The sequence below is a fragment of the Streptomyces tubbatahanensis genome (genome assembly GCF_022699385.1).
GTDB classification, from domain to species: domain Bacteria; phylum Actinomycetota; class Actinomycetes; order Streptomycetales; family Streptomycetaceae; genus Streptomyces; species Streptomyces diacarni.
Genome location: NZ_CP093846.1, coordinates 5,913,759 through 5,940,532 on the forward strand (window position 1 = coordinate 5,913,759; position 26,774 = coordinate 5,940,532).

A 26,774-nucleotide genomic window follows, 5' to 3' on the forward strand; every position below is an offset into this window, starting at 1 on the left:
CTGCGGCGCAGGCGGCGTGCCTCCCGCTCACCTCGCCCGCCAGAGGCGAACCCGACGTCTGTGGAGTCACCCCCTCATGCCCGAAACCAGCGCGTCCGACAGCGCGTCCGAGCACGTAGCTCCCTCCCTGGTGGGGGAGGAGTACGAGGTCGAGGTCGGCCCGGTGGCACACGGCGGCCACTGCGTCGCCCGCACGGAGGGCGGTCAGGTGCTCTTCGTCCGGCACACACTGCCGGGCGAGCGGGTCGTCGCACAGGTGACCGAGGGGCGTACCGACTCCCGCTTCCTGCGGGCGGACGCGGTGCGGATCCTCGAACCGGCCAAGGACCGCATCGAGGCCCCCTGCCCCTTCTCGGGCCCAGGACGCTGCGGCGGCTGCGACTGGCAGCACGTCAAGCCGGGCGCGCAGCGACGCCTCAAGGCCGACGTGCTGACCGAACAACTCCAGCGGCTGGCCGGCCTGACCCCCGAGGACGTCTCCTGGGACGGCACCGTCGAACCGGCCCCCGGCGACAAGGTCGCCCCCGGCGAGGTCCCCGCCTGGCGCACCCGCGTGCACTACACCATCGACGCCGACGGCCACCCCGGGCTGCTCAAACACCGCTCGCACGAAGTGCAGCGCATCGACCACTGCCTGATCGCGGCCCCCGGCGTCGACGAACTGGGCATCGAGGCCCGCGAGTGGCCCGCCCTCGCCTCCGTCGACGCCATCGCCGCCACCGGATCCGCCGACCGCCAGGTCGTCCTCACCCCACGCCCCGGCGCACGCCTCCCGCTGGTCGAACTCGACCGCGAGGTCTCCGTCCTCCGCGTCGGCGAGAAGGACCGCGCCGTCCACCGCGTACACGGCCGCGACTTCGTCCGCGAACGCGCCGACGAGCGCACCTGGCGCGTCGGCGAGGGCGGTTTCTGGCAGGTGCACCCGCAGGCCGCCGACCTCCTCGTCGACGCCGTGATGCGCGGCCTCACCCCCCGCAAGGGCGAGATGGCCCTCGACCTGTACTGCGGCGTCGGCCTGTTCGCCGGCGCGCTCGCCGACCGCGTCGGCGAACGCGGGGCCGTACTCGGCATCGAGTCCGGCAAACGCGCGGTCGCCGACGCCCGCAAGAACCTCGCCGACTTCCCGCGCGTCCGCGTCGAGCACGGCAAGGTCGACAAGGTGCTGCCCCGCACCGGCATCACCGAGGCCGACCTCGTCGTCCTCGACCCACCCCGCGCCGGCGCCGGCAAATCCCTCGTCGAACGCATCGCCTCCCTCACCCCCCGCCGCATCGCCTACGTCGCCTGCGACCCCGCGGCCCTGGCCCGCGACCTCGCCTACTTCTCCACCACGGGCTACCGCCCCCGCTTCCTGAGAGCGTTCGACCTGTTCCCGATGACCCAGCACGTGGAGTGCGTGGCGATTCTGGAGCCGGCGGGGAAGGGTACCTGACCTGCGGTTTTGTTGTCCGGGTGGGTTGCTCGACCTGTTTCCCTCTGCGTAGCGGTGCGAGTGACCACCCCGGCCCCCATGGTCTGGGCGTCGAGAACGCCCGCCTGCGTGATTGATACCGGCTAGGTACCGCCTGCGTATGGCGATCCTGGCCATCGCCCGCACGGTCGACAGCACCGAGTACGGCGTGCGTGACATGGGCCTTCTGGTGTCGGCGCTCGAGCGGCCCCGGGCAAATGTGTTTGGAGCCGAGTTGTATCCCACGCTGCACGAGAAGGCGGCAGCGCTGCTGCACTCCGTCGCCCGCAATCGCGCGCTGATCGACGGCAACAAGCGCACGGCCTGGCTTGCCATGCGCGTCTTCCTGCGGTTCAACGGCGTCAGCGCCGGTACCGTGCCGCCGCCCGTCTCCGGTGCCGGCCCGTTCGTCGAGGACGTCGCGCAGGACAACATCGACGTGCCGGCCATCGCCAAGTGGCTGTCGATCAGGTTCCCAGTTTCCTGACGTCCGATGTCGTGAGGTCCGGGGCCGCACGAGGCTCCGTCGTGCGGCGCTGACTTTTCGCACTCCGCCGGGCGGAGTGGCCCCGTCTGTGGGGTGTCTGTTCAGCGGGCTGATACGTATGCCGGCAGGCTCCTCGGGAGACCTCATACCAGGGGCGTGGTATCGCTGGACACGCTCGTGAACCAGGGGCACGACGCGTGACCGGCCGTTCCTACCGGGCGCCAAGGACCACGGTCCGCCAGTCATTTCCCCTGCCGCTGCATCAGTGCAGATGCGTGTCGGCGGTAGCCGGTGCGAGCGCCGGGCCGCACAGGGAGCGGCGCTGCCCGGGTGTGAGGCGTGTTCCGGCAGCGCCACTCTCGATCGGCAGGCGGTTGTGTGCCTCTTCGCGCATCACCCGGCTGTCCAGCGGAACCGACTCACGCGCTCCATCAGGACTGTCGTTGACGGCGGGTGCCCCGGTCTCAGGTGAGTGCGGGACGTCGTAGTCCCTGGAGTAGGAGAGCGATCAGTCGGCGGGGGTCGTAGCGGGGGTCGTCGTCGTGTCCGATGCAGAGGTTGCCGATGCCCCGCAGCAGTGCGTAGGGGTGCGTTCCGGGCTGGATCTCGTCGGCCTCGGCGGCGGCGTCGAGCAGTTGCGTGGCGACGGGGAGCAGGCGGTCGAGGAAGTAGGCGTGCAGGGGGGCGAAGCGGCTGCTGTCGGACTGCAGTGCCTGGGCCAGGCCGTGCTTGGTGACCAGGAGGTCGACGAACAGGTCGGTCCACCGGTGCAGCGCGGCGAACGGGGAGTCGGTCTCGGCGAGGAGCCTCGGTCCGGCCTGGGCGCATTCCTCGATCTGGTGGTGGAAGACGGCCACGACAAGATCGGAGCGGGTCGGGAAGTGCCGGTAGATCGTTCCCACCCCCATGCCCGCCTTGGCCGCGATCTGGCGGATCGGTGCGTCGACACCCGCACCCGCGAACACCTCGGCCGCGGCGGCAAGCAGTTTCTCCTGGTTGCGCTGGGCGTCGGCTCGCATGCGCCGGGGGGCCGGCCGCTCGTCTGACTCCTCGGTGGTGGGCACCGCACTCTCCTTCCCTTCGGATGCGAACCCAGGCGGAACATTACTCCGCTTGCTAAGTGGAACAGTGCTCCGTAAAGTAAATGGAGCGCTGTTCCGGTTGTCGCACGGCGACAACCGGACACTCACCGTGCCGCTCCACGGCCGCCCGCACATCGCATCGCAGCGCATCGCCCAACGAAAGGACCGACGCATCATGCCCGCACCGATCACCTCACCCGCCCGCCAGACCGCCGGCGCCCCCGCAGGCGAAACCGCAGCCGAGAGCGCCCCGTCCCTGTCCTACAGCCCCGTGGTACTCCAGGTGCCCGGGCGCCCCGCGGACCTGACGTTGCGGGTCACCGCGCCCGTGGCCGGGGACGACCTGCCCGTCATCCTGCTCTCGCACGGCCACGGAGGCTCCCTCAGCCTCTCCTCGGAGGACGGCTACATGCCGATCGTCCAGCGCTGGGCGGCGGCCGGGTTCGTCGTCATCCAGCCCACCCACCTCAGCTCCCGGCGGCTCAGTCACCTGTGGGAGACCACCCCAGGGGCACCGCTGTTCTGGCGCTCGCGCGCCGAGGACATGATCCACATCCTCGACCGCCTCGACGAGGTCGAGAAGACCGTGCCGCTGCTCGACGGGCGCCTCAGTCGCGAGGACGTCGCCGTCGCCGGACACTCCCTGGGCGGCGCGACGGCCGAGGTCCTGCTGGGCGCGGGGATCACCGACCCCGACTCAGGGGAGCGGGTGAGCTACCTCGAACCGCGCATCAAGGAGGGGATCCTTTTCGCCGCGCCCGGCCGGGGCGGTGACACTCTCAACGGGCCGATGGCCGACCAGGTGCGGCCCTTCCGCACCATCGACTTCTCCACGATGACCCAGCCGGCGCTGGTCGTGGCCGGCGACCAGGACGACCCCCAGCACTTCACGGACATGGGCCCGGCCTGGTACCACGACCCCTACCACCTCGCCCCCGGTGCCAAGACCCTGTTCACCGTCTTCGGCGCGGGACATCTGCTCGGCGGAATACAGGGGTACGACGCGGCCGAGAGTGCGCAACTGTCGGACGAGAACCCGGTACACGTCGCAGCGATCGCCCAGCTCACCGCGGCCTACCTGCGCGCGCGATTCGGCCGTGACGAGGGCGCCTGGCAGCGGGCCCGCAGCGAGTTGACGACAGGTCCTGACGCGGTCGGGCGCGTCGAGACCAAGTAGCAGCCGACAGCGCTACCCCGCATCGACGACCAGCGCTTCCCCGCATCGACGACCAGCGTTTCCCATATCGGCAGCCAGCGCTTCCCCACATCGGCAACCAGCCCTTCCCGGCATCAGCGGGGCGTGCCCCTTCCCGGGCATCGGCAAGGCGTACTCGGCACGGCACGGCACGGCACGGCGCGGCTCGGCCGGCTCGGCACGGGTGCCGCCTCGCGGCTGTTGCCTCCTGACGAGAGGACATACCGCATGACAATGACACACCCTCAGCAAAAGCCCCTCGGGTCCGGGTTCACACCGGCGTCGACAGCCGACGAGGTCCTCGCCGGTACGGATCTGAGCGGCCAGAACGTCATCGTCACCGCTGGGCACGCGGGCATCGGGCGCGAAGTCACGCGTGCCCTGTCGGCCCGCGGCGCCTCCGTGACCGTCGGTTCCCGCGACCCGGAGCGTGCTGGTGCGGCCGTGGCCGGAGTCGACGGCGTCGAGATCAGCCGGCTCGACCTGGCCGATCCCGGCTCGGTCGCCGCGTTCGGCGACCGGTGGAACGAGTCGGCACGGCCCCTGCACATCCTCGTCAATTGCGCGGGCGTGGCGGCTCCCGAAGCGAGGGAAGTCAACGCGCGCGGCCACGAGTTGCAGTTCGCGGTCAACCACCTCGGCCATTTCCAGCTCACCCGTGCGTTGCTGCCCGCTCTGCGAGCGGCCCACGGCGCCCGGGTGGTCAACGTCACCTCCGGCGCGCACCGCATCTCCGGCATCCGCTGGGACGACCCGCACTTCGACTCCGGTGACTATGCTCCGCTGCCGGCGTACGCCCAGTCCAAGGCCGCCAACGTCCTCTTCGCGGTCGAGCTCGACCGCCGCTGGGCACAGGACGGCATTCGCGGCTACGCGGCCCACCCCGGTGTGGTGGTGGGTACGGCGCTCAACAGCGCGGCCGGAACGGAGGGGTTGCGCGCCGCCGGGCTGGTCGACGAGGACGGCAGGGCGGTCATCGACCCGGTGGTCGGGAAGAAGACGGTGCAGCAAGGCGCGGCGACCATCGTGTTCGGCGCCGTGAGCCCACTTCTCGCGGACATCGGCGGCGTCTACCTGAAGGACAGCGACGTGGCGCCGCTGGACGACGAGCACCGGCCGCTGACGGCGGACAGCATCCCGGCGGACGCGGCATCACACTCGCTCGACCCTCGGAACGCTCTCCGGCTCTGGGAACTCAGCGAGCGGCTGCTCGACTTCTGACGGTGCCACACGTCGGGCCCCGGGTGCCGGGGCCCGACGACCCCGGGAGCTCCACCCTCACGCCGGGACCCTGCGGAAAACCGCAGGGTCCCGGCGTGAGGGAAGCCGTACACGCTCAACGGTTCTCCGCATACCGGCGCTGAGCTGCGATTTCTAGCGTGGTCATCGAACCGCGGCACCGGCCCGCGGCGAGCGCTTCGTACCTGGAGACTTCGAATGGACCACGTCACCCTCGCGTTGCCACGGGAGCCCGCCGGCGGCATCGCGGGCTGGGCAGCCGACCTGGTGGATGCCATGGGCGCGCCCGGCGCCGGCCTCGCCGTCGCTGCGGAGAACCTCTTCCCGCCGCTGCCCAGCGAGATCATCCTGCCGCTGACCGGCTTCGCCGCGGGGCAGGGTGTCGTCACTGTCTTCGCGGCCCTGTTCTGGACCACTCTCGGCTCCGTGGTGGGTGCCACGGTCCTCTACTGGATAGGCGCGCTGTTCGGCCGTGCGCGCATGCACGCGCTCTGGGCGCGGCTGCCGTTGGTCAAAGCGTCCGACCTGGAGCGGACGGAGGCGTGGTTTGCCAAGCACGGCACCAAGGCCGTCCTCCTCGGCCGCATGGTGCCGATCTTCCGCAGTCTGATCTCCGTGCCGGCGGGCGTCGAGCGCATGCCTCTGCCGACCTTTCTCGTACTGACCGCCCTGGGCAGCCTGCTGTGGAACGCCGTACTGGTCATGTCCGGTTACTGGCTCGGCGAGCAGTGGGACACCGTCGGGGACTACGTCGGCGTGCTCAGCAACGGTGTCCTGGCCCTGGTCGTCGCCGCCCTGGTCTGCTACGTCGTGGTCCGGCTGCGCTCGCGCGGCACCGCCCGGCACCGCCGTACGCCGTGACCGCGGGCATCGCCCCCGCTGTGACCGCGGGCACCGTCCCCGCTGTGACCTCCGGCGCCGCTCACGGTGCGACCGCAGGCACGGCTCACTGCGCGACCGCAGGCACGGCTCACGTCGTACCGGCCCCGCATCCGCGCGGGCCGAACGCCGGTGTCCCGGCCGTGCCGCAGACCGCTCCCGACGACCGTACGGGGGAGGGCGGGTGGACGTGACCACTCTCAGCCGCTCAAGGGAAGGAAGCAGGGTGCGAAAGAAGCCGGCAACGGTACGGATTGCGCGGTGGAGTGCCACGCACCCGTGGTCCGCCATCGGCCTGTGGGCCGTGTTCGTCGCCGGGTGCCTCCTTCTCGGGGGAGCGGCAGGCACGAACGCGATCAGCGACGAGGAGTCCGGGGTCCGCGAGTCGGGCCGGGCCGGCAGGATCGTGCACTCCGGTGGTTTCCCCGTGAAGGCCGAGGAGAACGTGCTGGTCACCGCCGAGGACGGCGGGAAGCTGGAGCCGTCGGCCGGCCGTGCGGTGGCGGCGGACCTCGGCGCGCGGATGGAGGCGCTGGAGGAGGTGCAGAGCGTCGGTGACCCGGTCACCGCGCCCCACGGCAAGGCGCTGCTGATCCCTGTCACCATGAAGGGCGACGCGGAGAACGCCGACCGGCGTGTGCAGCCGCTGCTCGACGTCAGCGCGGCGGTGCAGGACGCCCACGAGGGGCTGCGGATCGACGAGGTGGGCACGGGCTCGACGGCCAAGGGGCTCTCGGAGACGCTCGGTGAGGACTTCGAGAAGGCCGAACTGATCAGCCTTCCGCTGACCCTGCTGGTCCTCCTCGTGGTCTTCGGAGCGGTCATCGCGGCGGGTGTGCCCGTCCTTTTGGCCCTCTCGTGCGTCGGCGCCGCCATCGGACTGTCCACCCTCCTCTCCCACGCGCTGCCCGAAACCAGCGCGGTCAGCAACGTCATCCTGCTGATGGGCATGGCCGTCGGCGTGGACTACTCGCTCTTCTACCTCAAACGCGAGCGCGAGGAGCGGCGCACGGGGAAGTCCCCCATCGGCGCGATCGCAGTCGCCGCGGCGACGTCCGGGCACACCGTCGTGGTGTCCGGCACCACGGTGATCGTGGCGATGGCCGGCCTCTACCTGGCCAACGAGGCGACCTTCACCTCCCTGGCGACCGGCTCGATCCTCGTCGTGGCCGTCGCCGTGCCGGCCTCGCTGACCGTGCTGCCCGCCCTGCTCGCCACGTTGGGGCGCTGGGTCGACAAGCCGAAGGTGCCTCTCCTGTGGCGGCTGACCATGCGCTCCGGAACGTCACGGGTGTGGCCCGCGCTGCTGCGTCCTGCGCTGTCCAAGCCGGTCGTCACCCTGGTGGCGTCCGTGGGCGCCCTGCTGTTGCTGGCCGCGCCGGCCCTCGACATGAAGCTCAAGCAGCCGGGCTCCGACGACCTGTCCCGCGACATCCCCGTGGTACGGGCGATGGACCGGCTCACCGAGGCCTTCCCCAGCAAGGGCACCGTGCACCAGGTCGCCGTCCGGGCGCCCGCCGACCGGGCAGACGAGGTGGAGACGGCGCTGAAGGGGCTGCTGGAACGCACCGCGGACGACGCGTCGTTCGCACACGACGCGACACCGAGGATCAGGGAGTCGGCGGACCACCAGGTGCACACCGTGGATGTGGGAACACCGCACCAGCCCAGGAGCGAAGGGGCCCGCGCGTCCCTGGACCTGCTGCGCGACTGGGTGCCGCAGGCCATGGCCGGGGTGCCGGGCGCCGAGAGCGCGGTCGGCGGCAAGGTGGCGCAGGGCGTGGACTTCACCGGACACCTTGAGGAGCGCATGCCCTGGGTGGTGGGCTTCGTTCTGCTGTTGACCTTCGTCACCATGGTCCTGATCTTCCGTGCGCCCCTCATAGCGCTCTCCGCGATTCTGCTCAACCTGCTCTCCGCAGCGGCCGCGTTCGGTGTGCTGGTCGCCGTCTTCCAGGACACCTGGGCGGAGGGTGTTCTCGACTTCACCAGCTCGGGTGCGGTCGTCTCGTGGCTGCCGCTCTTCTTGTTCGTGGTGCTGTTCGGGCTGTCGATGGACTACCACGTCTTCGTGGTCAGCAGGATCCGCGAGGCCGCGCTGGAAGGCGCCACCGTCAAGGACGCCGTCCGCGCGGGCATCACCCGCTCGGCGGGTGTCGTGACCAGCGCCGCGCTCGTCATGGTCGGGGTGTTCGCGATCTTCGGGACGCTGAGCATGGTCGAGTTCAAGCAACTGGGCGTGGGACTCGCGGCGGCCATCCTGCTGGACGCCGTGGTCATCCGCATCTACGTGCTGCCCGCGCTGATGACCGTGCTGGGCCGCTGGAACTGGTGGCCGGGCAAGACCCGGGCCCCACGGCACCGTTCGGCTCGGTAAGGGATGTCCTGCGCACGTGCGGCACGTCCGCACCCCGCGTACCTCACGAGTCAGCGAACCCCTACCCAGGGGCGGCACCGGCCGTCGGCGCGCATGCGGGCAGGCGCCCGCCATCGAAGCCCAGGCGACGGGGGCGGCGCCCGCGGTCCGATCCGTGTGCGAGGTCCCAGCGGTACGGTCTGCGCATGAAGTGGAGACGGGTGGCGGTAGGCGGCGCCGTGGCGGCTGCGGCCGCGGCGGCCTTCGCCGGAGGTGTGCGGATCTCCCAGACCTCGGACGAGGAGGGCGACTCCGGCCGTGCGGACCGGGACTGCGCCCGGCTCCTGGACCGCGTCCAGAGCGGTGAGCGCGAGTACGCCGACTACCTGGCGGCGGACACGATACCGGCCGCGTGCGTGCCCGAGGCCAAGAAGCGCGGCATGCTCGACGAGGTGCCGCGCTGAGGGGCGCCGGGCCCGCGAGCTTCGCGGCGGCTCACCGCGCGAGCGCTCTGGCGGCCCTGAGCGGGAGCCGGGTGGCGAGCGCGGTGGCGGAGCGTGCGAAGGGGGTGGCCATGATGCCGGCGACGCTGGTGCGCCCCGCGATGTAGGCGTCGAGGCGACGAAATGCCGCGGGGACGCGGGTCAGTGCCGTGTGGACGAGCCCCGGATTGTGGGCGAACAGGTCCATCAGCGACCTGCTGGCGCGCATCTCGGCGCCGAGGGTCTCCTCGACCTGCCGCCCGTAGCGGTCGGCGGTCTCGGCCGCCTCCGCCTCCGCGGCGGTGACCAGGCGCGTGGCGGCGTGCCCCGCCAGCTGCCCGGAGCGCAGCGCGTAGGAGATGCCCTCGCGTGACCAGTGGTCGACGAGGGCCGCGGCGTCACCGGCGACCAGTACGCGCCCGCGGGCCAGCGGGGAGTCGGGGCGGCGGCACCGGGTCAGGTGGCCGGTGTCGTGGAGGGGGCGGGGGCCGAGCAGACCGTGGCGGGAGAGGAAGTCCTTCTTGTAGGCGCGAAGCGCCGCGGGGTTGCCGCGGGCGGCCACCACGCCGGCGGTGCAGACGTCGCCTTTGGGGAAGACCCAGCCGAAGGAGCCCGGCAGCGGCCCCCACTCCATCAGGAGGCGGCCTTGCCAGCGGTCGGCTGTCCGTGCGTCGACGGGCACTTCGGCCTCCAGCGCGAGGTCGACCTGCGCGCACTGCACCCCCACGTACCGGGCGACCCTGCTGGCACTGCCGTCCGCGCCGACGACGGCGCGGGCGCGGAGGGTTTCGCCGTGGTTCGTCCGCACCGTGACGGTGCCGTCCTCCTCCTCCAGCGCCGTCAGCGCGGTGCTGTCGCGCACTTCCGCGCCCGCCGCGGCGGCTGCCTCGGTCAGAGCCGCGTCGAGTTCGCTGCGGTAGACCATGGCGATGGTCGGGGCCCGGGAGGCGAGTGTGCGCTCCGCGCGGCCGTTGAGGGCGAAGGTGAAGTGCCCGGCTGTGTCGTACACCCGCAGCGGCAGACCGGCCGGCAGGGCGGCGAGGGAGGCTCCGATGAGGCCGCCGCCGCAGGTCTTGTAGCGGGGGACGGCGGCCCGCTCCAGCAGCAGCGTCGCGCAACCGCTCGCCGCGGCGACGCGGGCGGCGGTGGCACCGGCCGGTCCCGCACCGACGACGATGACGTCCCAGGAACTGGTTCCGGTGCCGGACCCTGATGTGCGGGCGGGGGTGGTGGGAGGGGGCATGCCAGGTCACCTCGCGGTGGTGGAGGGGGAAAACGGGCTGGTTGCGGTGCGCCGCACGGGGGAGCCGTGTGCGTGTGGAGGGGAGTCAGCCGGTGACCGTCGCCGGGGGGACGCCGGGGCCGGCGTCGGAAACCGCCTCGCCGCTGTCCTGTCCGGGGTGGAGGCGGGCCAGCAGGTAGCGGGTGAGGGCGGAGGCCGTCGGGTGCGTCCACATCACGGTGGTGGGGATGGCGAGGGCCAGTTCGCGCTGTAGCCGGTTGCGCAGGGCGATGGCCATGAGGGAGTCGAGGCCGAGTGTGACCAGGGAGGTGTCGGCGTCGAACCGGTCGGTTCCCAGCCGGAGCACCGCCGCGATGTGGTCGACGACCTGGGGCTGGAGGAGACGCTGCCGGTCCTGGGGGCTGCCCGCCTCGGCCAGGCACTCCAGCAGGGCGCTGCGGTGGCCCGTGGCGTCCGCGCCCGCCACGGGAGCGGCCAGCTCGGCGAAGAAGGAGGTGCGGGCGGTGGCGGGATAGGACTCCAGCCACCGGGACAGGTCGACGGGTGTGTAGGCGGTGCGGGCACGGTCGTGCGCGAGGATGCGCTCCAGCGCGGCGATGCCCTCAGCGGGGGAGATCATGGCGTATCCGCGCTCCGCCATCCCGGTGCCGCGGCCGACCTCGGCCCACGGTCCCCAGTTGACGCAGGTGGCCGGTTGGCCCTGGGCCCGGCGCCAGGAGGTGAACTCGTCCAGCCAGGCGTTGGCGGCCGCGTACGCGCTCTGCCCGGGGTTGCCCAGCAGGGAGGCGGCGGAGGAGAAGGTGACCCACCAGTCCAGCCGCCGTCCGCTCGTGGCGTGGTGGAGCAGCCACGCCCCGGTCGCCTTGGGGCGCCAGACCTTCTCCAGCACCTCGGGGGAGAGGGTGGCCGCCGTCGCGTCCTCGACGACGGCTGCGGCGTGCACGACACCGCGCAGCGGGTGGCCCGTGTCCACGGCGGCCTTCACGAGGGACTCGGCGACGCCGGGCTCGGCCAGGTCCCCGTTCACGACCTCGACGCGGGTGCCGAAGTCGTCGGTGAGCGCGTCGAGGACGCCGCGGGTGGCCGCGGTGGGTGCGCTGCGGGAGGTGAGCACCACGGCTGCCGCGCCGCGTTCGGCCAGCCACCTGGCGACCAGCAGGCCCAGTCCGCCGAGCCCGCCCGTGACCAGGTAGCAGGCGTCTGTGTGGACGACGGGGACGTCCTCGGGGCGCACGGGCAGGGTCTCGGTGCCCTCGGTGGGCCACGTCAGGACGAGTTTGCCGGTGTGCCGGGCGGAGGCCATGGTGTGGAAGGCCGACGGCGCCTCGGCGACGGGGTGTTCGGTGACGGGCAGCAGCGGCAGTGTGCCGTCCGCGAGCATGGAGGACAGCTCGCGGTAGCCCTCGGCGAGCAGGCTGGGGTCCCGCCGCATCATCATCAGCACGTCGACGCCGGCGAAAGTGACGTTGCTGCGGAAGGGCAGCAGCCCCATGCGGGTGTTGGCGTAGATGTCGCGCTTGCCGAGTTCGACGAACCGGCCCCGGTGCGCCAGCAGGTCGAGGCCGGCGGACTGCGCCGGGCCCGTGAGGGAGTTGAGCACGACGTCGACGCCGCGTCCTGCGGTGAGTGCGCGAACCTGGTCGGCGAAGTCGAGGGTGCGGGAGTCCATGACGTGGGCGACGCCCAGGTCGCGCAGGTACGCGCGCTTGGCCTCGCTGCCCGCGGTGGCCAGCACGTCGGCACCGTGGGCGCGCGCCAGGTTCAGCGCGGCCAGTCCCGTGCCGCCGCTCGCGGAGTGGATGAGCACCTTCTCGCCCGAGCGGATCCCGGCCAGGTGCCGCAGCGCGTACCAGGCGGTCAGGTAGGCGCACGGCAGCGCGGCGGCGTCCTGCGTGCCGACCTCGGGCGGTACCGGAAGGAGGCAGTCCGCGCGGACGGTCGCGAAGGAGGACATGACGGCCGAGCTGGCCGCGTCCACGAACATGGCGGCCACGCGGTCGCCCTCCCGTACGCCTCGGACGCCGTCCCCGACGGCGGCGACGACGCCCGCGCCGTCGAACGCGCACACGTCCTGCTGCTCCTCGCCCGTGGTGAAGCCCTGGTAGACACCCATGGCCTGGAGGACGTTGATGAAGTTGACGCTGGTGGCCTCGATGCGCACCTCGACCTCGCCGGGCCCCGGCCGGCTGCGAGGCTGGGCGACGAACTCCAGGGAGTCCAGGTCGCCGGGGCGCGCGAGGTGCAGGGCCACCCGTTCGTGCGCGCGGTCGACCGTGGTGTGGCGGCGTTCCCGCTCGTCCAGCGGGGCGGTGCGCAGGCGCGCCAGGTGGCGTGTCCCGTGCCGGAGGGCGATCTCGTCCTGCTCGTCGGGGCACGACAGCAGTTCGGCGGCCACCTCGGCGACCAGCGTCCGCGCGGAGACGTCCAGGACGCCGGGGCGCAGTTCGGGGTGCTCGTAGCTGAGCACCCGCACCAGCCCGCGCAGACCCGCCTGGCCCAGTTCGGGACGGTCCTGGGGCGTGACGTGTTGCGCGGCGACGGTGACGGTCCACAGGCGCGGCGCCACACCGCCGTTCCCGGCGTCCGTCAGCGCGCGGGCCGTCGCCACCAGGCGGGCGACCTGCTCATGTGCCCGGCGGTCGCCGGGCGCTGACGCGCAGCCGGGCGCCGGCAGGTACACCACCGCCTGCGGCGCCTGCCCGCCGTTATCGGACAGCGCCGGCACGGTGCCGTCCTCGGCGGTGAGCGTACGGATATCCACGGTGGTGCCCAGCGCTTCCAGCGCGCCGCCGAGCGAGGCGGCGAACGAGGCGCGTCCGGGCTCCGCCAGGAGGGTCCAGGTACCGGTCGCCGGTCGCGGCGCGGGACGCTCGCAGGGCTCCCACGCGGCCTGGAGCAGCCGGCGGCCGAAGCGCTCCTCGGCGCTCTCGGCGGGCACGTGGCGGAATTCCACTCCGGTGGCGTCGGCGGCGACGGCCCCTTCCTCGTCCCACAGCCGGAAGTCCGCCAGGTACCGGCCGCCCTCCAGCGTCCTGAGGGTGACCAGGCAGTACCCGCTCAACGGGACCTTGCCGTACAGCCGCAGTTCCGCGATGCCACGCGGCAGGATGCCTCCGGCGGGCACGGTGCCGGTGCGCAGTACGGCGCCCGCGACGGCCTGGAGGCAGGTGTCCAACGCGACGGGGTGACAGTGCAGGGTCTGGGCCCCGGCCCGCCCCTCGTCGGGCACTTGGAGGCGGGCCAGGAGCCGGACGCCCGCGCGGTCGGCCGGTGTGCCGTCCGCGTGGAGGGACGCCAGCCCGAGGAACGCGGCGCCGTGGTGCACGCCGCGCTCCTCGCGCATCTGCCGGTAGACGTCCGAGACGCTCACGGCATGGGGGAAGCCGGTCGCCAGGTCCTGCGGGTCGCAGCCGCTCGGCGCGGGCCGGCCCTCGGGGCCGGCGTGCAGGAGGGCCCGTGCGTGCTGGACGCGGCTGCCGTCGGAGGCCGTGCTGACCACCCGCCAGCGGGCGGTGTCGGCACCAAACGCCTCGGCGGTCGCGGTGACGGGTGTGCCGTCGGCGGCGGGCAGCAGCAGCCTCTCCAGCTCGACGCCGGTCAGGCGCAGCCGCTCGGGACCGCTGCCGTACAGCTCGGTGGCGGCGGCGACGGCCATCTCGCACAGCGCGGCGCCGGGCACCACGACGACGTCGTTGACGCGGTGCGCGTCCAGCCAGGGCAGTGCCGTGGGCGTCAGGCGGGTCTGCCACAGGTGGCGGCCCTCGCCGTCGGGGTCGGCGACGTGCGCTCCGGTGAGCGGGTGCGCGGCGGGCGCGGTCCGGGCCCCGGCGGACAGCCGCAGCGGGGACGGATCGACGACGTACCGGGTGCGCTCCCAGGTGGTCGGCGGCACGTCGGCCAGAAGACCTTCGCCGTAGCGCTCGGACCAGTCCAGCGGGTGGCCGGCGCAGTGCAGCGCCGCCACGTGGCTGTGGAAGGCCAGCGCGTCGTCGGTGTCGCGCAGCAGGGAGGGCACGACCGCGGTGGAGGTGTGGCCGTGCGCGGTGAGCGTGGCCTGCACCGGCTGGGTCAGTACGGGGTGGGGGCCGAGCTCGACGAACAGCCGGTGCCCGTCCTCGGCCGCGGCCCGCACCGCGTCGGCGAAGCGCACCTCCTTGCGCAGGTTGTCCGACCAGTAGGCGGCGTCGAGGACGGCGTGCGCGCGCGGGTCGCCGGTGACGGTGCTGTAGAAGTCCACCGTCGGCGTTCCGGCGGTGACATCGGAGAGTGCGTCGGCGAGGTCGGCCAGCACGGGGTCCATGTGGGCGGTGTGCGAGGCGACATCCACCTCGACGACGCGGATGCCCACACCGCGGGAGTCCCACTCCTCGGCGAGGCGGCGGATGCGGTCGGCGTCGCCGCCGACGACGGTGTTGTGGGGCGAGGTGACCACCGCGACGCTGACCCCGCGCACCTCCTCCTCCGCCAGCAGCCGTTCGACCTCGGCGCGGCCCAGGGCGACCGAGGCCATCAGGCCCTGCCCCGCGGTGCGCAGGATCAGACGTGAGCGGCGGCAGATGACCCGTACCCCGTCGCGGACGCTCAACGCTCCCGCGGCCACCGCGGCGGCGACCTCGCCCATGGAGTGGCCGATCACGGCCGCGGGCCGCACGCCGTGGGAGCGCCACATCGCGGCGAGTCCCAGCTGGACGGCGAAAATCACCGGCTGCACCCGGTCGAACCCGGTCACCACCTCGGGGTGGCGGAGGGTCTGCCGCAGCGAGAAGCCGGACTCCTTCGCGACGAGCGGTTCGAGTTCGTCGACGACGCGGGTGAACTCGGGGTCGCGGTCGAGCAGGTGCCGGCACATGCCCGCCCACTGCGAGCCGTGACCCGAGAAGACCCACACCACCCCCTGAGAGCCGTCCGGCAGCGCCCTGCCGGTCGCCACCCCGGTGGAGGGCGCGGTCCCGGCCGCCAGTTCCTCCAGCCGCGCCACCAGTTCGGGACGGGTGGCGGCGACGACGGCGGCGCGCTCGCGGGAGGGCGAGCGGCGTACGGCCAGCGTGTGCGCCACGTCGCCGAGCGGCACCTGCGCTCCCTCCCCCCTCAGCCACCGGGCCAGGCGCTCCGCCGCGGACCGCAGGGCCACGGGCGTGCCGGCGGACAGCGGGAACACCCGCAGCGCCTCGTCGTCCCCCGCGGGGCCCGACCCGCCCGGCGCAGCGGGCCCGTCGGGGCGCCGCGCGGCGGGGAGCGGGCGGCCGCGCCGGGTGGGGGAGTGCGCGGGAGGCTGCTCCAGCACCACGTGCACGTTGGTGCCGCTGATGCCAAAGGAGGACACCGCGGCCAGTCGGGTGGCGTCCCGCACCGGCCACTCGGTCGCGTCGGTGGGCACGAACAGCCGGGTGCCGCCGGGGTCGATCTGCGGGTTCCAGCTGTTGAAGTGCAGGCTGGCCGGCACCAGGCCGTGCCGCAGCGACGCGATGGCCTTCAGCAGCCCCGCCACGCCCGACACGGGTTCGGTGTGCCCGATGTTCGTCTTCACCGAACCCAGCGCGCACCGGTCGCGGCCCTTGCCGTAGACGGCGGCCACCGCGGCGAACTCGATCGGGTCGCCCACCGCCGTTCCGGGGCCGTGCCCCTCCACCATGCCGACGTCACCGGCCTCGACGCCCGCCCGCTCCAACGCCAGGCGGTACAGGTCGATCTGCGCGGGCTCGGAGGGCGCGCTCAGCCGGGTGCCCCGGCCGTTCTGGTTGACCGCCGTGCCCCGCAGCACCGCCAGCACCCGGTCCCCGGCCCGTGCCGCGTCCGACAGGCGCTTGAGGACGACCACGCCGCAGCCCTCGCCGCGGACGTAGCCGTCGGCGTCGGCGTCGAAGGCGTGACAGCGCCCCGTGGGGGAGAAGACGCCCCACAGCGCGGGGGCGATGACCCCCTCGGGGCCCAGCGTCAGCATGGAGGCGCCGGCCAGGGCCACGTCCGACTCTCCGGTGCGCAGGCTCTGGCAGGCGGTGTGCACGGCGACCAGCCCGGACGCGCACGCGCTCTCCACGACGACCTGTGGCCCCTTCAGGTCCAGCATGAAGCCCACACGCCCCGGGCCGATGCTGTCGAACCCGGTGTACATCGCATAGGCGTTGACGTCTTCCAGCGGCCGCTGCACCCGCAGCATGTAGTCCTTCTGGTAGATCCCGAAGAACATGCCTGTCGGCGTGGCGGACAACCGACCGGCCGGGATACCGGCGTGCTCGATGGCCTCCCAGACCACTTCCGAGAGCAACCGGTGCTCCGGGTCGACCCACGGCGCTTCCTGCGCGTTGATGCCGAAGAACTCCGGCTCGTAGGCGTAGACGTCGTCGTCCAGGAAACAGCCGTACCGCAGCCGGGCCGCGACCTGGGCGGGAAGGCCGGCCAGCTCCGCCTGCGCCCACCGCTGCCCTGGCACCTCCCGCGCCGTCTCCCGCCGCGCCATCAGCAACCGCCACAGCGAGGTGAGGGACCTCACCTCGCCCGGGAACCGGCAGGCGGCTCCCACGATCGCGATCGGCTCGTCCTGGCCCGCTCCGGGCTCGGCGGTGTCGGGCTGTGCGTGCATGGGCCGTCCGTCCTTAGCCGTCAGGAAGCTGGGAGGCGGCCGCCTGGGGCACGCTCTCCGCCGCGCCGTCGGATCGATCTTGCGAGGCACTGGCTATTTCGGCATGCGGGACGGGCACGGGCCAAGGGCGTACGGGCCACGGCCGGGAGCACGGTGGCCACCGCGAACGCCTCAACGCACCGGGTTCAGCCGCATGGACGGGTACTTAACGGATCATCGGTGCCGGGCCGGTGCGAGGTCCCGGACGGGAGGTCTCCCACCCGTGCGGCGGACCCGTACCGGCTTGCGGCGTGCGAGCCGTGTGTTCGGCACCCGGACGTGGCGTACCGGAGAACAGGTGGCCGCAGGCCGCGTGTCCGCCTGCGGCGAGGAACTAGTGGGGAGTCATCGCGCGCTCGGCCCGTGCGGCGGCGTCGCGGGCCGCTTCGAGGCGTGCCTGGTGCTCCACGACGGCGGTGTACGCGCTGCCCGACTCACCGGGTATCTGGTTGCGCATCCGCACCACGGCCACACCGGCCCGGATGGCCGTCTCCAGGTCGGGGATCTCCAGCCAGAGGGCGTGGGCGCAGTCCGCCACCGCTTCGGCCTGCTCGCCGGCCCCCTGGTAGTGCCAGCGCTCGGCCACGTCGCGGTAGAGCCGGACCGCGCCGCTGACGTCACCGGCCAAGGAGGTGATGCGGGCACGGGCCTCACGGATGCGGAGGGCGTCGGGGTGGGAGAGGCCGAGCGCGTTGGCGGTCTGGTCGTCGAGCCGTGCGGCCAGCGTCAGCGCGTGGTCCACCCGGCCCGCCGCCGCGTGGGCGTGGAGGTGGGTCACGGCGTCGGCGAGGGACCCCGGCGTCACGGGCGCCCCGGCGGCCGGGGCCGGAGCCGGGGCGGGTGCGGGCACGGCGACGGGCGTCGGCAGCCCGGCGGCCGGCGCCGGTTCCGGTTCGGGAGTCGGCGCGGCAACCGGGATCGGCTCAGGGACGGGCGTCGGCTCGGGAGCGGGCGTCCCCGCGGCAACCGGGGCCGGCTCAGGGGCGGGTGCCGGTGCGGGGGCGGGTGCCGGCTCGGGCGCGGGGGTCTGCGCGGGACGGGGGGTCGGCACCGTGCTCGCGTCAGCGCCGGCGCTGGGGCCGGGGCCGGCGCTCGGAGCGGCGGGAGCGGGAGAGCCGGCAGCCCGTGCGGGGGCGCCGCGCTTCTTCGGCGCCTTCCCCCGCTGGCCGCCGCCCGCGAGTTCACCCACCGCTCCGTCGGGCGAGATGACCAGGAGCCACACCGCGCCGTCCGGTTCGGTGGCCTGTGCCCGTACCGGCCGGCCGAGCCCGGCGGCCGCCGCGGCCACGGCGTCGATGGCCGAGGCGCGGTCGGGGTGTTCGGACGCGGGGAGGAGCGGTCCTGAGACGGTCACCCGGCCCTCGTCCGTGACGACGAAGGCGTACGCCGGCCAGGCGGGCACCTCGGCGGGCTCGTACGTGGTGGGCATGAAGCTCCTTTCTGGTCAGGTCCAAACGAAAGCCCCTAGCGCACGGTGACGTCGGCGACGTGCCACTCCGCGTCGGCCTTCTTGCGCACGAGGTGGACGAACGCCGCGGCGGCCGTGGGTTTCTGCGTCCAACCGTCGCGCCCGTGCGGGGTGGTGGTGAGGGTCCACTGCCGCCAGGCCACGGTGTCGGTGTCGTCCGGTTTCGCCGCGTCCTCCGTCTTCGCCAGCTCCACGGTGGTGTAGGCGCGGTGCCGCTTCCACGTCGCCCACTGGGCACCGGGGGCGGAGCGGGGCCGGTGCTCGCTCAGTTGCCGCGCGTACGACGGTGTCAGCCAGCCCGCGTCCGCCGTGCGGGTGCCGGCGTCCTGCGGGCCCTGGTCGACCGTGGTGTCGAACGTCCACATCGCGGTGAGCGTTCCCTTGCCGACCGCGTCGGCGTCCGTCTGGTCGACGTCGCCGGGTTTCGGAACGTCGCCTTTGGGGGTGCCTCCCCGCAGGGCGGTCTCGGACTCGCTGGGGGAGGGGGGAGGCGTGTGCGCGTCGGGCGAGGCCGGAGCCGACGACGTGCCGGAGCCGGTCGGGTCGGGCGCCGGAGAGGAACCGGCCGCGTGCGCGCGCTGCTTGCCGCCGCCGTTGTCACCGCCGTCACCGTCACCGCCGCTGAGGCCGCATCCGGCGGCGGTGAGCGCGAGTGTGAGCGTGAGCGCGAGCGCCGTGGTGGCGGCGGTGGCGCGGGATCCGAGTGGCGTCATCCGAACCGCCTCACCTTCTGGGGCCTGCTGGTGTAGTAGCTGTCGCCGAGGTCGCTGATCTTCACCACGTCGCCTGTCTTGGGCGCGTGGATGAACTGGCCGTTTCCGAGGTAGATGCCGATGTGGTCGAAGCTGCCGTGCAGATTGAAGCCGATGACGTCACCGGGCCGCATGTCGTCGCGGGCCACCTCGCGGCCCTCGGTGACCTGCGTCTGTGAGGTGCGGGGAAGGAGGGTGCGGCCGCTGCTCGCGTGGTAGACCGCGTACTGCACGAGGCTGGAGCAGTCGAATCCGACCGTGCCCGCGCCCTGCGCGAACCCTCGTCCGGGCCCTTCGGGTCCGCCGCCGCCCCACGCGTACGGGGTGCCGAGCCACTTCTTGGCGTAGGCGACCACGCGGTTGCCGAACGTGCCGCCGTCCTCGACCGCCATGTCCCCCGAGTAGTCGGCCATCGAGGTGACGATCTTCGACACGTAGTTCTGGGTCTCCGGATAGGGCGGCAGGCCGCCGAACTTCTCGACCGCGCCGGGGCCCGCGTTGTAGGCGGCGAGTATCAGCCGCGTCGGGTCGCCGCCCAGACCCAGCTTCGTGACCTTGCTCGCGAGCCAGCAGTCGTACCGTGCCTGGGTCATGATGGCGTCGCCCGGCGTGAACGGGTCGGCTTCGCCGTCGGGTTCCGAGCCGCCGTCCTTGCCCGCCGCGTCCACCCCCCACGTCTTCCAGGTCCCGGGGAGGAACTGGCTGAGGCCCTGGGCACCGGCGCCGCTCTCCGCCGACGGGTTCCAGTTCGACTCGGCCGCGATCTGTGCGGCGATCAGCGGGGCGCTGACCTCCTTGCACTCCTTGCCGGCGCGCTCGATCCACTGGAGGTAGTCGGACGGTACGTGCTCGCCGTCGAGCGCGGTGACGAGCCCTCGGGGAGCGCGTGACTCCTCCTCGTCGGCGGCCGCCACCACGGACAGGCCGACCACCATGGTGAGCAGCACGGCGAGGAGACCCCCCGCCCATCTCACCGTGGTCGTGGTCATCCGCAACCCCCTTGAACCAGTTCGATCGAGAGTCCGTATGTGGGCCCGTAGTCGAAAAGCAGCGCTCGGAACGTGTGTCAACTCGTGCAGTGCGTTGCGGCGTCGTGTCCGCGTCGAAGGGAGATGCCATGGCCGGGGATGCGCCGGTTTCCAACCCCTGGCTGTCGCCGGCCCGCCCTTCGGGGGGCAACAACGGAGAGCCGCAGCGATCGGTTCAGGACGTACCCACAGCGCTGACGGGCCCCGCGGCACCCCAGGCGGGTGTGCCGCGGCCCGCGCACGTGCTGCCCGTCGCCGCACCGCAGGCGGCCGCGGGCCCCGCGTGGTGGTGGCTGGGCGTCCACGGCGGCGCGGGCGTCACCACGCTGGAGCAGGCCGTGCCCGGCGGCCGGGACGCGGGCCGCGCCTGGCCCGCGGGTGAGGTGCCGCAGCCCGTGGTGCTCGTCGCGCGGACCGGCGCGGTCGGCCTCAAGGCCGCCCAGAGCGCGGCGCAGCAGTGGGCCTCGCAGATGGTGACGGGCGTCGAACTGCTCGGTCTGGCCGTCGTCGCCGACGCCCCGGGCCGCCGCCCGCGCCCCCTGCGCGACCTGGTGCGCCTCGTCTCCGGTGCCGTGCCCCGCCTGTGGGAGATCCCGTGGGTGGAGCCGTGGCGGCTCGGCGAGTCGCCCACGGCTCACGTGCCCAGCCAGTGCGCGCCGTTGGCACGCGACCTGTCCCGACTCACCCGACGCGCGTAAAGGGGAAAATCCGCATGTCCACTCTGTTGGCCGCCGTCTCGGCCGCCTCGCAGCACCTCGCTTCCGTCGCCGCCGACCCGGCGCCCTCCGGCGTGCCGGACGTCGGCGGCGGAGAGGCGCCGCCCGGGGCCGACGGTCTGCTCACGGTGCTCAAGTGGGTGGCCTGGTCCGTCACAGCCCTGTGCGTCGCGGGCATCTTCGGCGTCGCCGCGCGGATGGCAGTGGACCACTCCAAGGGGGGCGGCCGCGAACACGTCAAGGGCCTGGGGTTCGTCCTGGGCGCCTGCGTGCTCGTCGGCTCGGCCTCCGGCGTCGTCGGCGCGCTGGTGTGACGGTGCGCTGGCGTGACGGCGCGAGAGGCGTAGGGAGCTGACATGCGCGGCGCAAGAATGGGGAGGGACGAGATGGCAGAGTCCGGCAACCGCGCGGACCGCGACGAGCCGCAGAGCCCGTGGCTGCGGACCGGCTTCGTGCTGGCGGTCGCGTTCCTCGGCTTCGTGGCCGTCATCGGCGTGGTGGTGCTCACCTCCTCCGGGCCCTCCGACGAAGGAGGCGGAGCCGCCGGGGCCGCGGCGTCGCGGAAGCCGGCCGCGCCGCAGCCGGGCGGCGAGGACGCAGGGGGCGGGGGCGCGGACGGCGGCTCGTCCACGGCCGCGGACGAGAAGACCGCGTGCCCGCGGCTGGGCGACACCGGCACGAAGGCGCCCACCGCGGCGCCCGAGGGCGTGACGTGGAAGCTGTTCGGCAGCGTCGCACTGCCGGCGTCCAAGGACGCGGGCCCTGCCGTGGTCGGCGGGGACGTGGCGCGCTGCTACGCGCACACGCCCGTCGGAGCGCTGCTGGCGACCAGTCAGATCAGCGTGCGGTACCTGGCGGCCGACGACTGGCTGAAGGTGACGCGGGCCCAGGTGCGCGGCGCGGGCCGGGAGCCCTACATCACCGCGCGGACGAAGTCGCAGGACGAGGCGGAGTCCGAGAGCGGGGACGGCGCCGTGCAGGGCCAGATCGCCGGCTTCAAGTTCGTCACGTACACCGGCGACTCGGCGGTGATCCAGACGGTGTGGCGGTTCCCCGACGGACGGATGCAGGCCGCCACCACGACCGTGCTGTGGCAGGACGGGGACTGGCGCCTGGAGTACCCGGCCGATCCGCCGGCGCCCACCCCGGTCGACTCCCTGGCCGGATACGTCGAGTGGGGTGGTGTGTGATGGCCGGCTGCGACTTCGGCTGGGTGCGGCCCACGGTCGGCGGCTACTGCGTCGGCGACGGGAAGGGCACGGCCCCCAAGGACCTCGGCGACAGCGCGTTCGACAACATCGTCGACAGCGCCGCGAAGGCCGCGGGATCCACCGTCAAGGCCCTCGGCAGCGCGTGGACGCAGATCGAGAGCCCCCTGCTCAGTTACGACAGCGGGCCCGCGGCCTTCCTGCGCGGCTCCACCCTGTGGTTCACCTCGTTCACCGCCGTCCTGTGCCTGCTCGTCGCGGCAGGACACCTGGCCTGGCAGCGCCGCAGCGAGCCGGGGAAGCAGGCGCTGCGGGGCCTGCTCAACCTGGTCGTCGTCTCCTCCGCCGGGGTGGCGGCCGTCAACCTGCTGACCGTGGCGGGCGACAGGTTCAGCGTCTGGATCATCGACAGGTCCACGGGCTGCGAGCGGATCAGCCCGGACGGCGAGCCGGTGCGGCAGTGCGTGAACGAGTTCGACGACCGCGTCTCGGCGATGCTCGCACTCGGGGACTCCGACTCGGCCTTCCTGGTGCTGATCATGTCCCTGCTGGTGATCGTCGGCAGTCTGGTGCAGATCGCCCTCATGATCGTGCGGGTGGCCATGCTGGTGATCCTCACCGGAACGCTCCCGCTGTCCGCCGCCGCCAGCTCCACCCCCGGGGGCCGGGCCTGGTTCCGCAAGTCCACCGGCTGGCTGCTGGCGTTCGTGCTGTACAAACCGACCGCCGCGGTCGTGTACGCGGCGGCGTTCTCGATGACCGGCACGGCGCCGGAAGGCGAGGGCAAGGAGATCATCTCCATGGTCTCGGGCGTGGTCCTGCTCGTGCTGGCCTGCTGCACCCTGCCCGCGCTGCTGCGCCTCGCGGCGCCCGCCGTGCAGGCCACCGCCTCGGGCCTCGGGCGCGGCGGCTCCGCAGGGCCCCGCAGCGCCCGGACGGTGGCCACCGGGGCGCAGGCGGTGCCGCAACTGCGCGGACCCGCCGCGGGACGCTCGGTCTCCGGTGCGATGCTGCACCAGGACCGCTCGGAAGCCACCGGGGCCCGCAGCGGCACAGGGCGGACGACCGGCGCCCGCAGGCCCGCGCAGGGCGCGGGCGGCACCCAGTCCTCGCCGGGCGCCACGGCGGCCGCCACCACGCCAGTCGGCCCCGCGGGACGGGGCCCGAAGGACACGGACAAGCAGTCCCACCAGCCGGCGCCGTCCGCGGCCCCCGGCGACCCGTCCGAGGGCGAACTCCTCTCCTCCGCGCTCTCGACGGCTCCTCGACACCACGACGACCAGCTGGGGGAATCCCGTGGCAGTGACTGAAGAATCCGGCCCGCGCACCTACGGCAACTTCCGCAAGCCGCGCGCCTCCGGACTGCGGGGCCTGTCCCTGGGCGCCACGCTGCTGCTGTTCGGCGGCCTGATCGCCGTCGTCCTCAGCACGCTGATCTCCCTGTGGGTCGCGCTGGCGCTGGCGGCCGTCCTCGCGCTCGCCATGGCTCCACTGGCCCTGCGCGACCGGCACGGCCGTACGCTGATGCAGCGCGGCGCGGTCCGCCTCGCCTGGTGGCGCACCACCTCATCGGGCGGCAACCTCTACCGCTCCGGTCCGCTGGGCCGGGCAGGCGGCGGCAGCTGCCGGCTGCCGGGGCTCGCCGCCCAGTCGTCGCTGAGCGAGGCACGCGACGGCTACGGCCGCGCGTTCGCCATGATCACCGTGCCGGCGACCAACCACCACACCGTCGTCGTCGCCTGCGACGCGGACGGCGCCGCCCTGGTCGACGAGCGCCAGGTCGACATCTGGGTGGCCCACTGGGGCCAGTGGCTCTCCGCGCTCGGCACCGAGCCGGGCCTGGTCGCCGCCAGCGTCACCGTGGAGACCGCACCCGACCCCGGCGTCCGGCTCCAGCAGGAGATCGACGCCAACGCGGTCGACGACGGGCCCGAACTCGCGCGCAGGATGCTGCGGGACGTGGTCGCCGACTACCCCAGCGGCTCCGCGCAGATCAGCACCCGCATCGCGCTGACGTACTCGGGCGCGGCCCGGCCGGGCTCCCCCCGCCGCAACGTCGAGGAGATGGCGGTACACATCGGCACCCGGCTGCCGGGGCTGACCGCCGGCCTGTCGATGACCGGCGCGGGAACGGCCGTACCGATGACGGCGACCGAACTCACCGAGGCCGTGCGGGTCGCCTACGACCCCACCGTCGCCCAACTCGTGGAGGAGGCCCGCGCCGCCGGAGGCACGGGACTGACCTGGGACCAGGCGGGCCCCACCGCCGCGCAGGAGGCCTGGGACCACTACCGGCACGACGGCGTCCACAGCGTCACCTGGGCCATGACCGAGGCGCCGCAGGGCGAGGTGTTCGCCAACGTGCTGACCGGCCTGGTGCAGCCCAGCCGCGACATCGCCCGCAAGCGGGTCACCCTGCTCTACCGCCCGCACAGCCGCGCCGAAAGCGCCCGCGTCGTACAACAGGACTACAAGAACGCGCTGTTCACCGCCCAGCAGTCGCCGCTCGGCAGGGCGAGCGACGACGCGGAGGTCGTCGCCGCCAGGAAGGCCGCCGAGGAACAGGCGCAGGGCCACGGCGTCATCCAGTTCGGGCTGCTGATCACCGCCACCGTCGACTCCGCCGCGGACCTGCCCAGCGCGAGCGCGGCCGTCGACAACCTGGCACCCGCCGCCCGGATCGCGGTCAGGCCCGTCTACGGCTCGCAGGCCGCCGCCTTCGCCGCAGCGCTGCCGCTGGGCCTGGTCCTGCCGCTGCACACCGCACTGCCGCAGACCGTGCGGGACGCGATGTAGCCGCCCCGCGACCCGCCCCCACCGCACGCCACCAGCACAGGAGGACCCATGGCAGCCCGCACGAGCGGCAGGACCAGGGCGCGCAGGCCTGACACACCCCGCACACCGCAGCCCACGCCGCGCGGCTGGCCAGGGCGGGGCGGCGGCACCGTCGGCTACGTCGATCCAGCGCCCGAATGGCGCGGCACGACCGTCCAGGTCTGCGGGATGTGGCCGTTCGGCGCGGGGGCCGGCACACCGATGGTCGGAGTGCCCCTCGGCCGGGACCTCGACTCCGGGGCCACCGTGTGCTGCGACCCGGTCAGCTGGTTCATGCGCACGGGGCTGCTCGCCAACCCCTCGATGTTCGTGCTCGGCCGCCCCGGCCTCGGCAAGTCCACCGTCGTACGGCGGATGGCACTGGGCCTGGCCGGCTACGGGGTGCACCCGCTCGTCTTCGGCGACCTCAAACCCGACTACGTCGACCTCATCAGGGCGATCGGCGGACAGGTCATCAGCCTCGGCAGGGGCCGCGGCCACCTCAACGTCCTCGACCCCGGCGAGTCCACCGCGGCCGCCGCCCGGCTCACCGGATCGGCGCGCCGCCAACTGTTGGCCGCCACCCACAGCAGGCGCCTGAACATGGTGTCCGCGCTGCTGACGATCCTGCGCTCCGAGCCGCCCGGCGACCGCGAGGAGACCGTACTCGCCGCGGCGCTCGACATCCTCGACGACCGGCACGGCCCCGGCCGCACACCGGTCCTCGCCGACCTGGTGCAGGTCATCAAGGACGCCCCCGAGCCGGTGCGGGCCGTCGCCCTCGACCGCGGAGACATCAACCGCTACCGCGACATCACCGAGAACCTGGAAGCCTCGCTGACGGCACTGCTCGGAGACGGCCTGCTGGGCGACTCCTTCGCCCGCCCGACCACGGAGCCCATGAAGCTCGACCGCCCCGTGTGCTTCGACATCAGCGACATCGACGACAGCGAGACCCTGCTCCAGGCGGCCGCCCTGCTGTCCTGCTGGTCGTACGGCTTCGGCGCGGTCTCGGCGGCCCACGCGCTCGCCGACGCGGGCCTCGAGCCGCGCCGCAACCACTTCCTGGTCATGGACGAGCTGTGGCGGGTACTGCAGGCGGGCCGTGGCCTGGTCGACCGGGTCAACGCCCTCACCCGCCTGGACCGGCAGCGCGGCGTGGGCCTCGCCATGGTCACCCACACCATCGGCGACCTGCTGGCCCTGCCCACCGAGGAGGACCGCATCAAGGCCAAGGGCTTCGTGGAACGCGCGGGCATGGTGGTGTGCGCGGGGCTGCCCCCGGCCGAGATGCCGCAACTGGCCCAGGTGGTGGAGCTGACGGAGGTCGAGAAGCGGCTCCTGGTCGACTGGTCCACACCGCCCGCCTGGGACAGCTCCCGCAACCGCCAGGCCGACCCGCCGGGACTCGGCAACTTCCTCGTCAAGGTCGGCAGCAGGCCCGGCATCCCCGTCCATGTCGATCTGACCGAAGGCGAGTTGGAGGTCAACAACACCAACAAGAGGTGGAACAAACAGGGGTGACGAGCCCGCCCCCGCGGTGAACCGATCCGGTCGCCGATCCGTGGAAGAGGTGGAGGCCGGGCCCCCACCGCGGTCTCCACCCGAACCGGGCCCGGGGCGCGTTCCCCGTTCGGCGCCCTGGGCCCGGTCTGCTGCGACGCGTGCGGCACTGCGAGGCGGTCGGCGATCGGCACAGCTGTGAACCGATACGCACAACGCGCCGTTACCACCGCCGAGTTCTTCCCTCGCAAGC

The 26,774-nt window shown here is 73.3% G+C and carries 19 protein-coding genes; 13 read left to right on the forward strand and 6 right to left on the reverse strand.

All coding sequences use genetic code 11. From position 1 onward, the window contains the following. The first annotated feature begins 76 nt into the window (after nt 1-76). Nucleotides 77-1,432, forward strand: a complete 1,356-nt coding sequence (locus tag MMF93_RS25510) for a class I SAM-dependent RNA methyltransferase (RefSeq protein ID WP_242755125.1) — start codon at nt 77-79, stop codon at nt 1,430-1,432. Nucleotides 1,433-1,571: 139 nt separating this feature from the next. Continuing rightward, entirely contained in the window at nt 1,572-1,937 is a 366-nt protein-coding gene (locus MMF93_RS25515) for a type II toxin-antitoxin system death-on-curing family toxin (RefSeq protein ID WP_242755127.1), read from the forward strand. A 464-nt stretch (nt 1,938-2,401) separates the two neighbouring features. Here MMF93_RS25515 and MMF93_RS25520 read toward each other — a convergent pair whose 3' ends face one another. Continuing rightward, entirely contained in the window at nt 2,402-2,956 is a 555-nt protein-coding gene (locus MMF93_RS25520; RefSeq protein WP_242757772.1) for a TetR/AcrR family transcriptional regulator, read from the reverse strand. Between the two features lie 238 nt (nt 2,957-3,194). On the opposite strand from MMF93_RS25520, the gene MMF93_RS25525 reads away from it, so the two are divergent. The 5 genes from MMF93_RS25525 to MMF93_RS25545 all read left to right on the forward strand — a co-directional run bounded on the left by MMF93_RS25525 (nt 3,195) and on the right by MMF93_RS25545 (nt 9,152). Continuing rightward, nucleotides 3,195-4,196, forward strand: a complete 1,002-nt coding sequence (locus MMF93_RS25525; RefSeq protein WP_242755129.1) for an alpha/beta hydrolase family protein — start codon at nt 3,195-3,197, stop codon at nt 4,194-4,196. Between the two features lie 246 nt (nt 4,197-4,442). Then, nucleotides 4,443-5,435: an SDR family NAD(P)-dependent oxidoreductase gene (locus MMF93_RS25530; RefSeq protein WP_242755131.1), complete on the forward strand. Its 993-nt coding sequence runs from the start codon at nt 4,443-4,445 to the stop codon at nt 5,433-5,435. Nucleotides 5,436-5,651: 216 nt separating this feature from the next. Beyond that, nucleotides 5,652-6,314: a DedA family protein gene (locus MMF93_RS25535; RefSeq protein WP_242755134.1), complete on the forward strand. Its 663-nt coding sequence runs from the start codon at nt 5,652-5,654 to the stop codon at nt 6,312-6,314. Between the two features lie 244 nt (nt 6,315-6,558). After that, nucleotides 6,559-8,709 carry an MMPL family transporter gene (locus MMF93_RS25540; protein WP_242755136.1) on the forward strand — a complete coding sequence of 717 codons (2,151 nt, stop codon included), beginning with the start codon at nt 6,559-6,561 and terminating at the stop codon, nt 8,707-8,709. Between the two features lie 185 nt (nt 8,710-8,894). Beyond that, the gene (locus MMF93_RS25545; protein WP_242755139.1) at nt 8,895-9,152 is read left to right on the forward strand and encodes a hypothetical protein; all 258 of its coding nucleotides are present in this window, start codon (nt 8,895-8,897) and stop codon (nt 9,150-9,152) included. 31 nt (nt 9,153-9,183) lie between these two features. On the opposite strand, the gene MMF93_RS25550 is transcribed toward MMF93_RS25545, so the two are convergent. The 5 genes from MMF93_RS25550 to MMF93_RS25570 all read right to left on the reverse strand — a co-directional run bounded on the left by MMF93_RS25550 (nt 9,184) and on the right by MMF93_RS25570 (nt 20,241). Then, the gene (locus MMF93_RS25550; protein WP_242755141.1) at nt 9,184-10,413 is read right to left on the reverse strand and encodes a geranylgeranyl reductase family protein; all 1,230 of its coding nucleotides are present in this window, start codon (nt 10,411-10,413) and stop codon (nt 9,184-9,186) included. A gap of 85 nt (nt 10,414-10,498) precedes the next feature. Further along, the gene (locus MMF93_RS25555; protein WP_242755143.1) at nt 10,499-16,993 is read right to left on the reverse strand and encodes a type I polyketide synthase; all 6,495 of its coding nucleotides are present in this window, start codon (nt 16,991-16,993) and stop codon (nt 10,499-10,501) included. A gap of 373 nt (nt 16,994-17,366) precedes the next feature. After that, nucleotides 17,367-18,461, reverse strand: coding sequence for a hypothetical protein (locus MMF93_RS25560; protein WP_242757897.1), 1,095 nt, complete (start codon nt 18,459-18,461; stop codon nt 17,367-17,369). Between the two features lie 35 nt (nt 18,462-18,496). Continuing rightward, a complete protein-coding gene (locus tag MMF93_RS25565; RefSeq protein ID WP_242755145.1) occupies nt 18,497-19,213 on the reverse strand; it encodes a hypothetical protein in 717 nt (238 codons plus the stop codon). Next, complete coding sequence (locus MMF93_RS25570) at nt 19,210-20,241, reverse strand: bifunctional lytic transglycosylase/C40 family peptidase (protein ID WP_242755147.1); 1,032 nt, start codon at nt 20,239-20,241, stop codon at nt 19,210-19,212. Before MMF93_RS25570 ends, MMF93_RS25565 begins: the two co-directional genes overlap by 4 nt. 128 nt (nt 20,242-20,369) lie before the next feature. On the opposite strand from MMF93_RS25570, the gene MMF93_RS25575 reads away from it, so the two are divergent. The 6 genes from MMF93_RS25575 to MMF93_RS25600 are packed head-to-tail and all read left to right on the forward strand — an operon-like array spanning nt 20,370 to nt 26,542. Further along, nucleotides 20,370-20,978: a DUF6668 family protein gene (locus MMF93_RS25575; protein ID WP_242755149.1), complete on the forward strand. Its 609-nt coding sequence runs from the start codon at nt 20,370-20,372 to the stop codon at nt 20,976-20,978. A 14-nt stretch (nt 20,979-20,992) separates the two neighbouring features. Then, on the forward strand, nt 20,993-21,310 hold the full coding sequence (locus tag MMF93_RS25580; RefSeq protein ID WP_242755151.1) for a hypothetical protein: 318 nt from the start codon (nt 20,993-20,995) through the stop codon (nt 21,308-21,310). Nucleotides 21,311-21,352: 42 nt separating this feature from the next. Further along, nucleotides 21,353-22,186 (forward strand): DUF8175 domain-containg protein, encoded by an 834-nt coding sequence (locus tag MMF93_RS25585; protein ID WP_242755155.1) that lies wholly within the window; start codon nt 21,353-21,355, stop codon nt 22,184-22,186. Beyond that, nucleotides 22,186-23,514, forward strand: coding sequence for a TrbL/VirB6 family protein (locus MMF93_RS25590; protein WP_242755158.1), 1,329 nt, complete (start codon nt 22,186-22,188; stop codon nt 23,512-23,514). Before MMF93_RS25585 ends, MMF93_RS25590 begins: the two co-directional genes overlap by 1 nt. Further along, nucleotides 23,507-25,000, forward strand: a complete 1,494-nt coding sequence (locus MMF93_RS25595) for an SCO6880 family protein (protein WP_242755161.1) — start codon at nt 23,507-23,509, stop codon at nt 24,998-25,000. The genes MMF93_RS25590 and MMF93_RS25595 overlap by 8 nt, the downstream gene beginning before the upstream one ends. Nucleotides 25,001-25,048: 48 nt before the next feature. Continuing rightward, on the forward strand, nt 25,049-26,542 hold the full coding sequence (locus tag MMF93_RS25600) for an ATP/GTP-binding protein (RefSeq protein WP_242755164.1): 1,494 nt from the start codon (nt 25,049-25,051) through the stop codon (nt 26,540-26,542). The last annotated feature ends 232 nt before the right edge of the window (nt 26,543-26,774 follow it).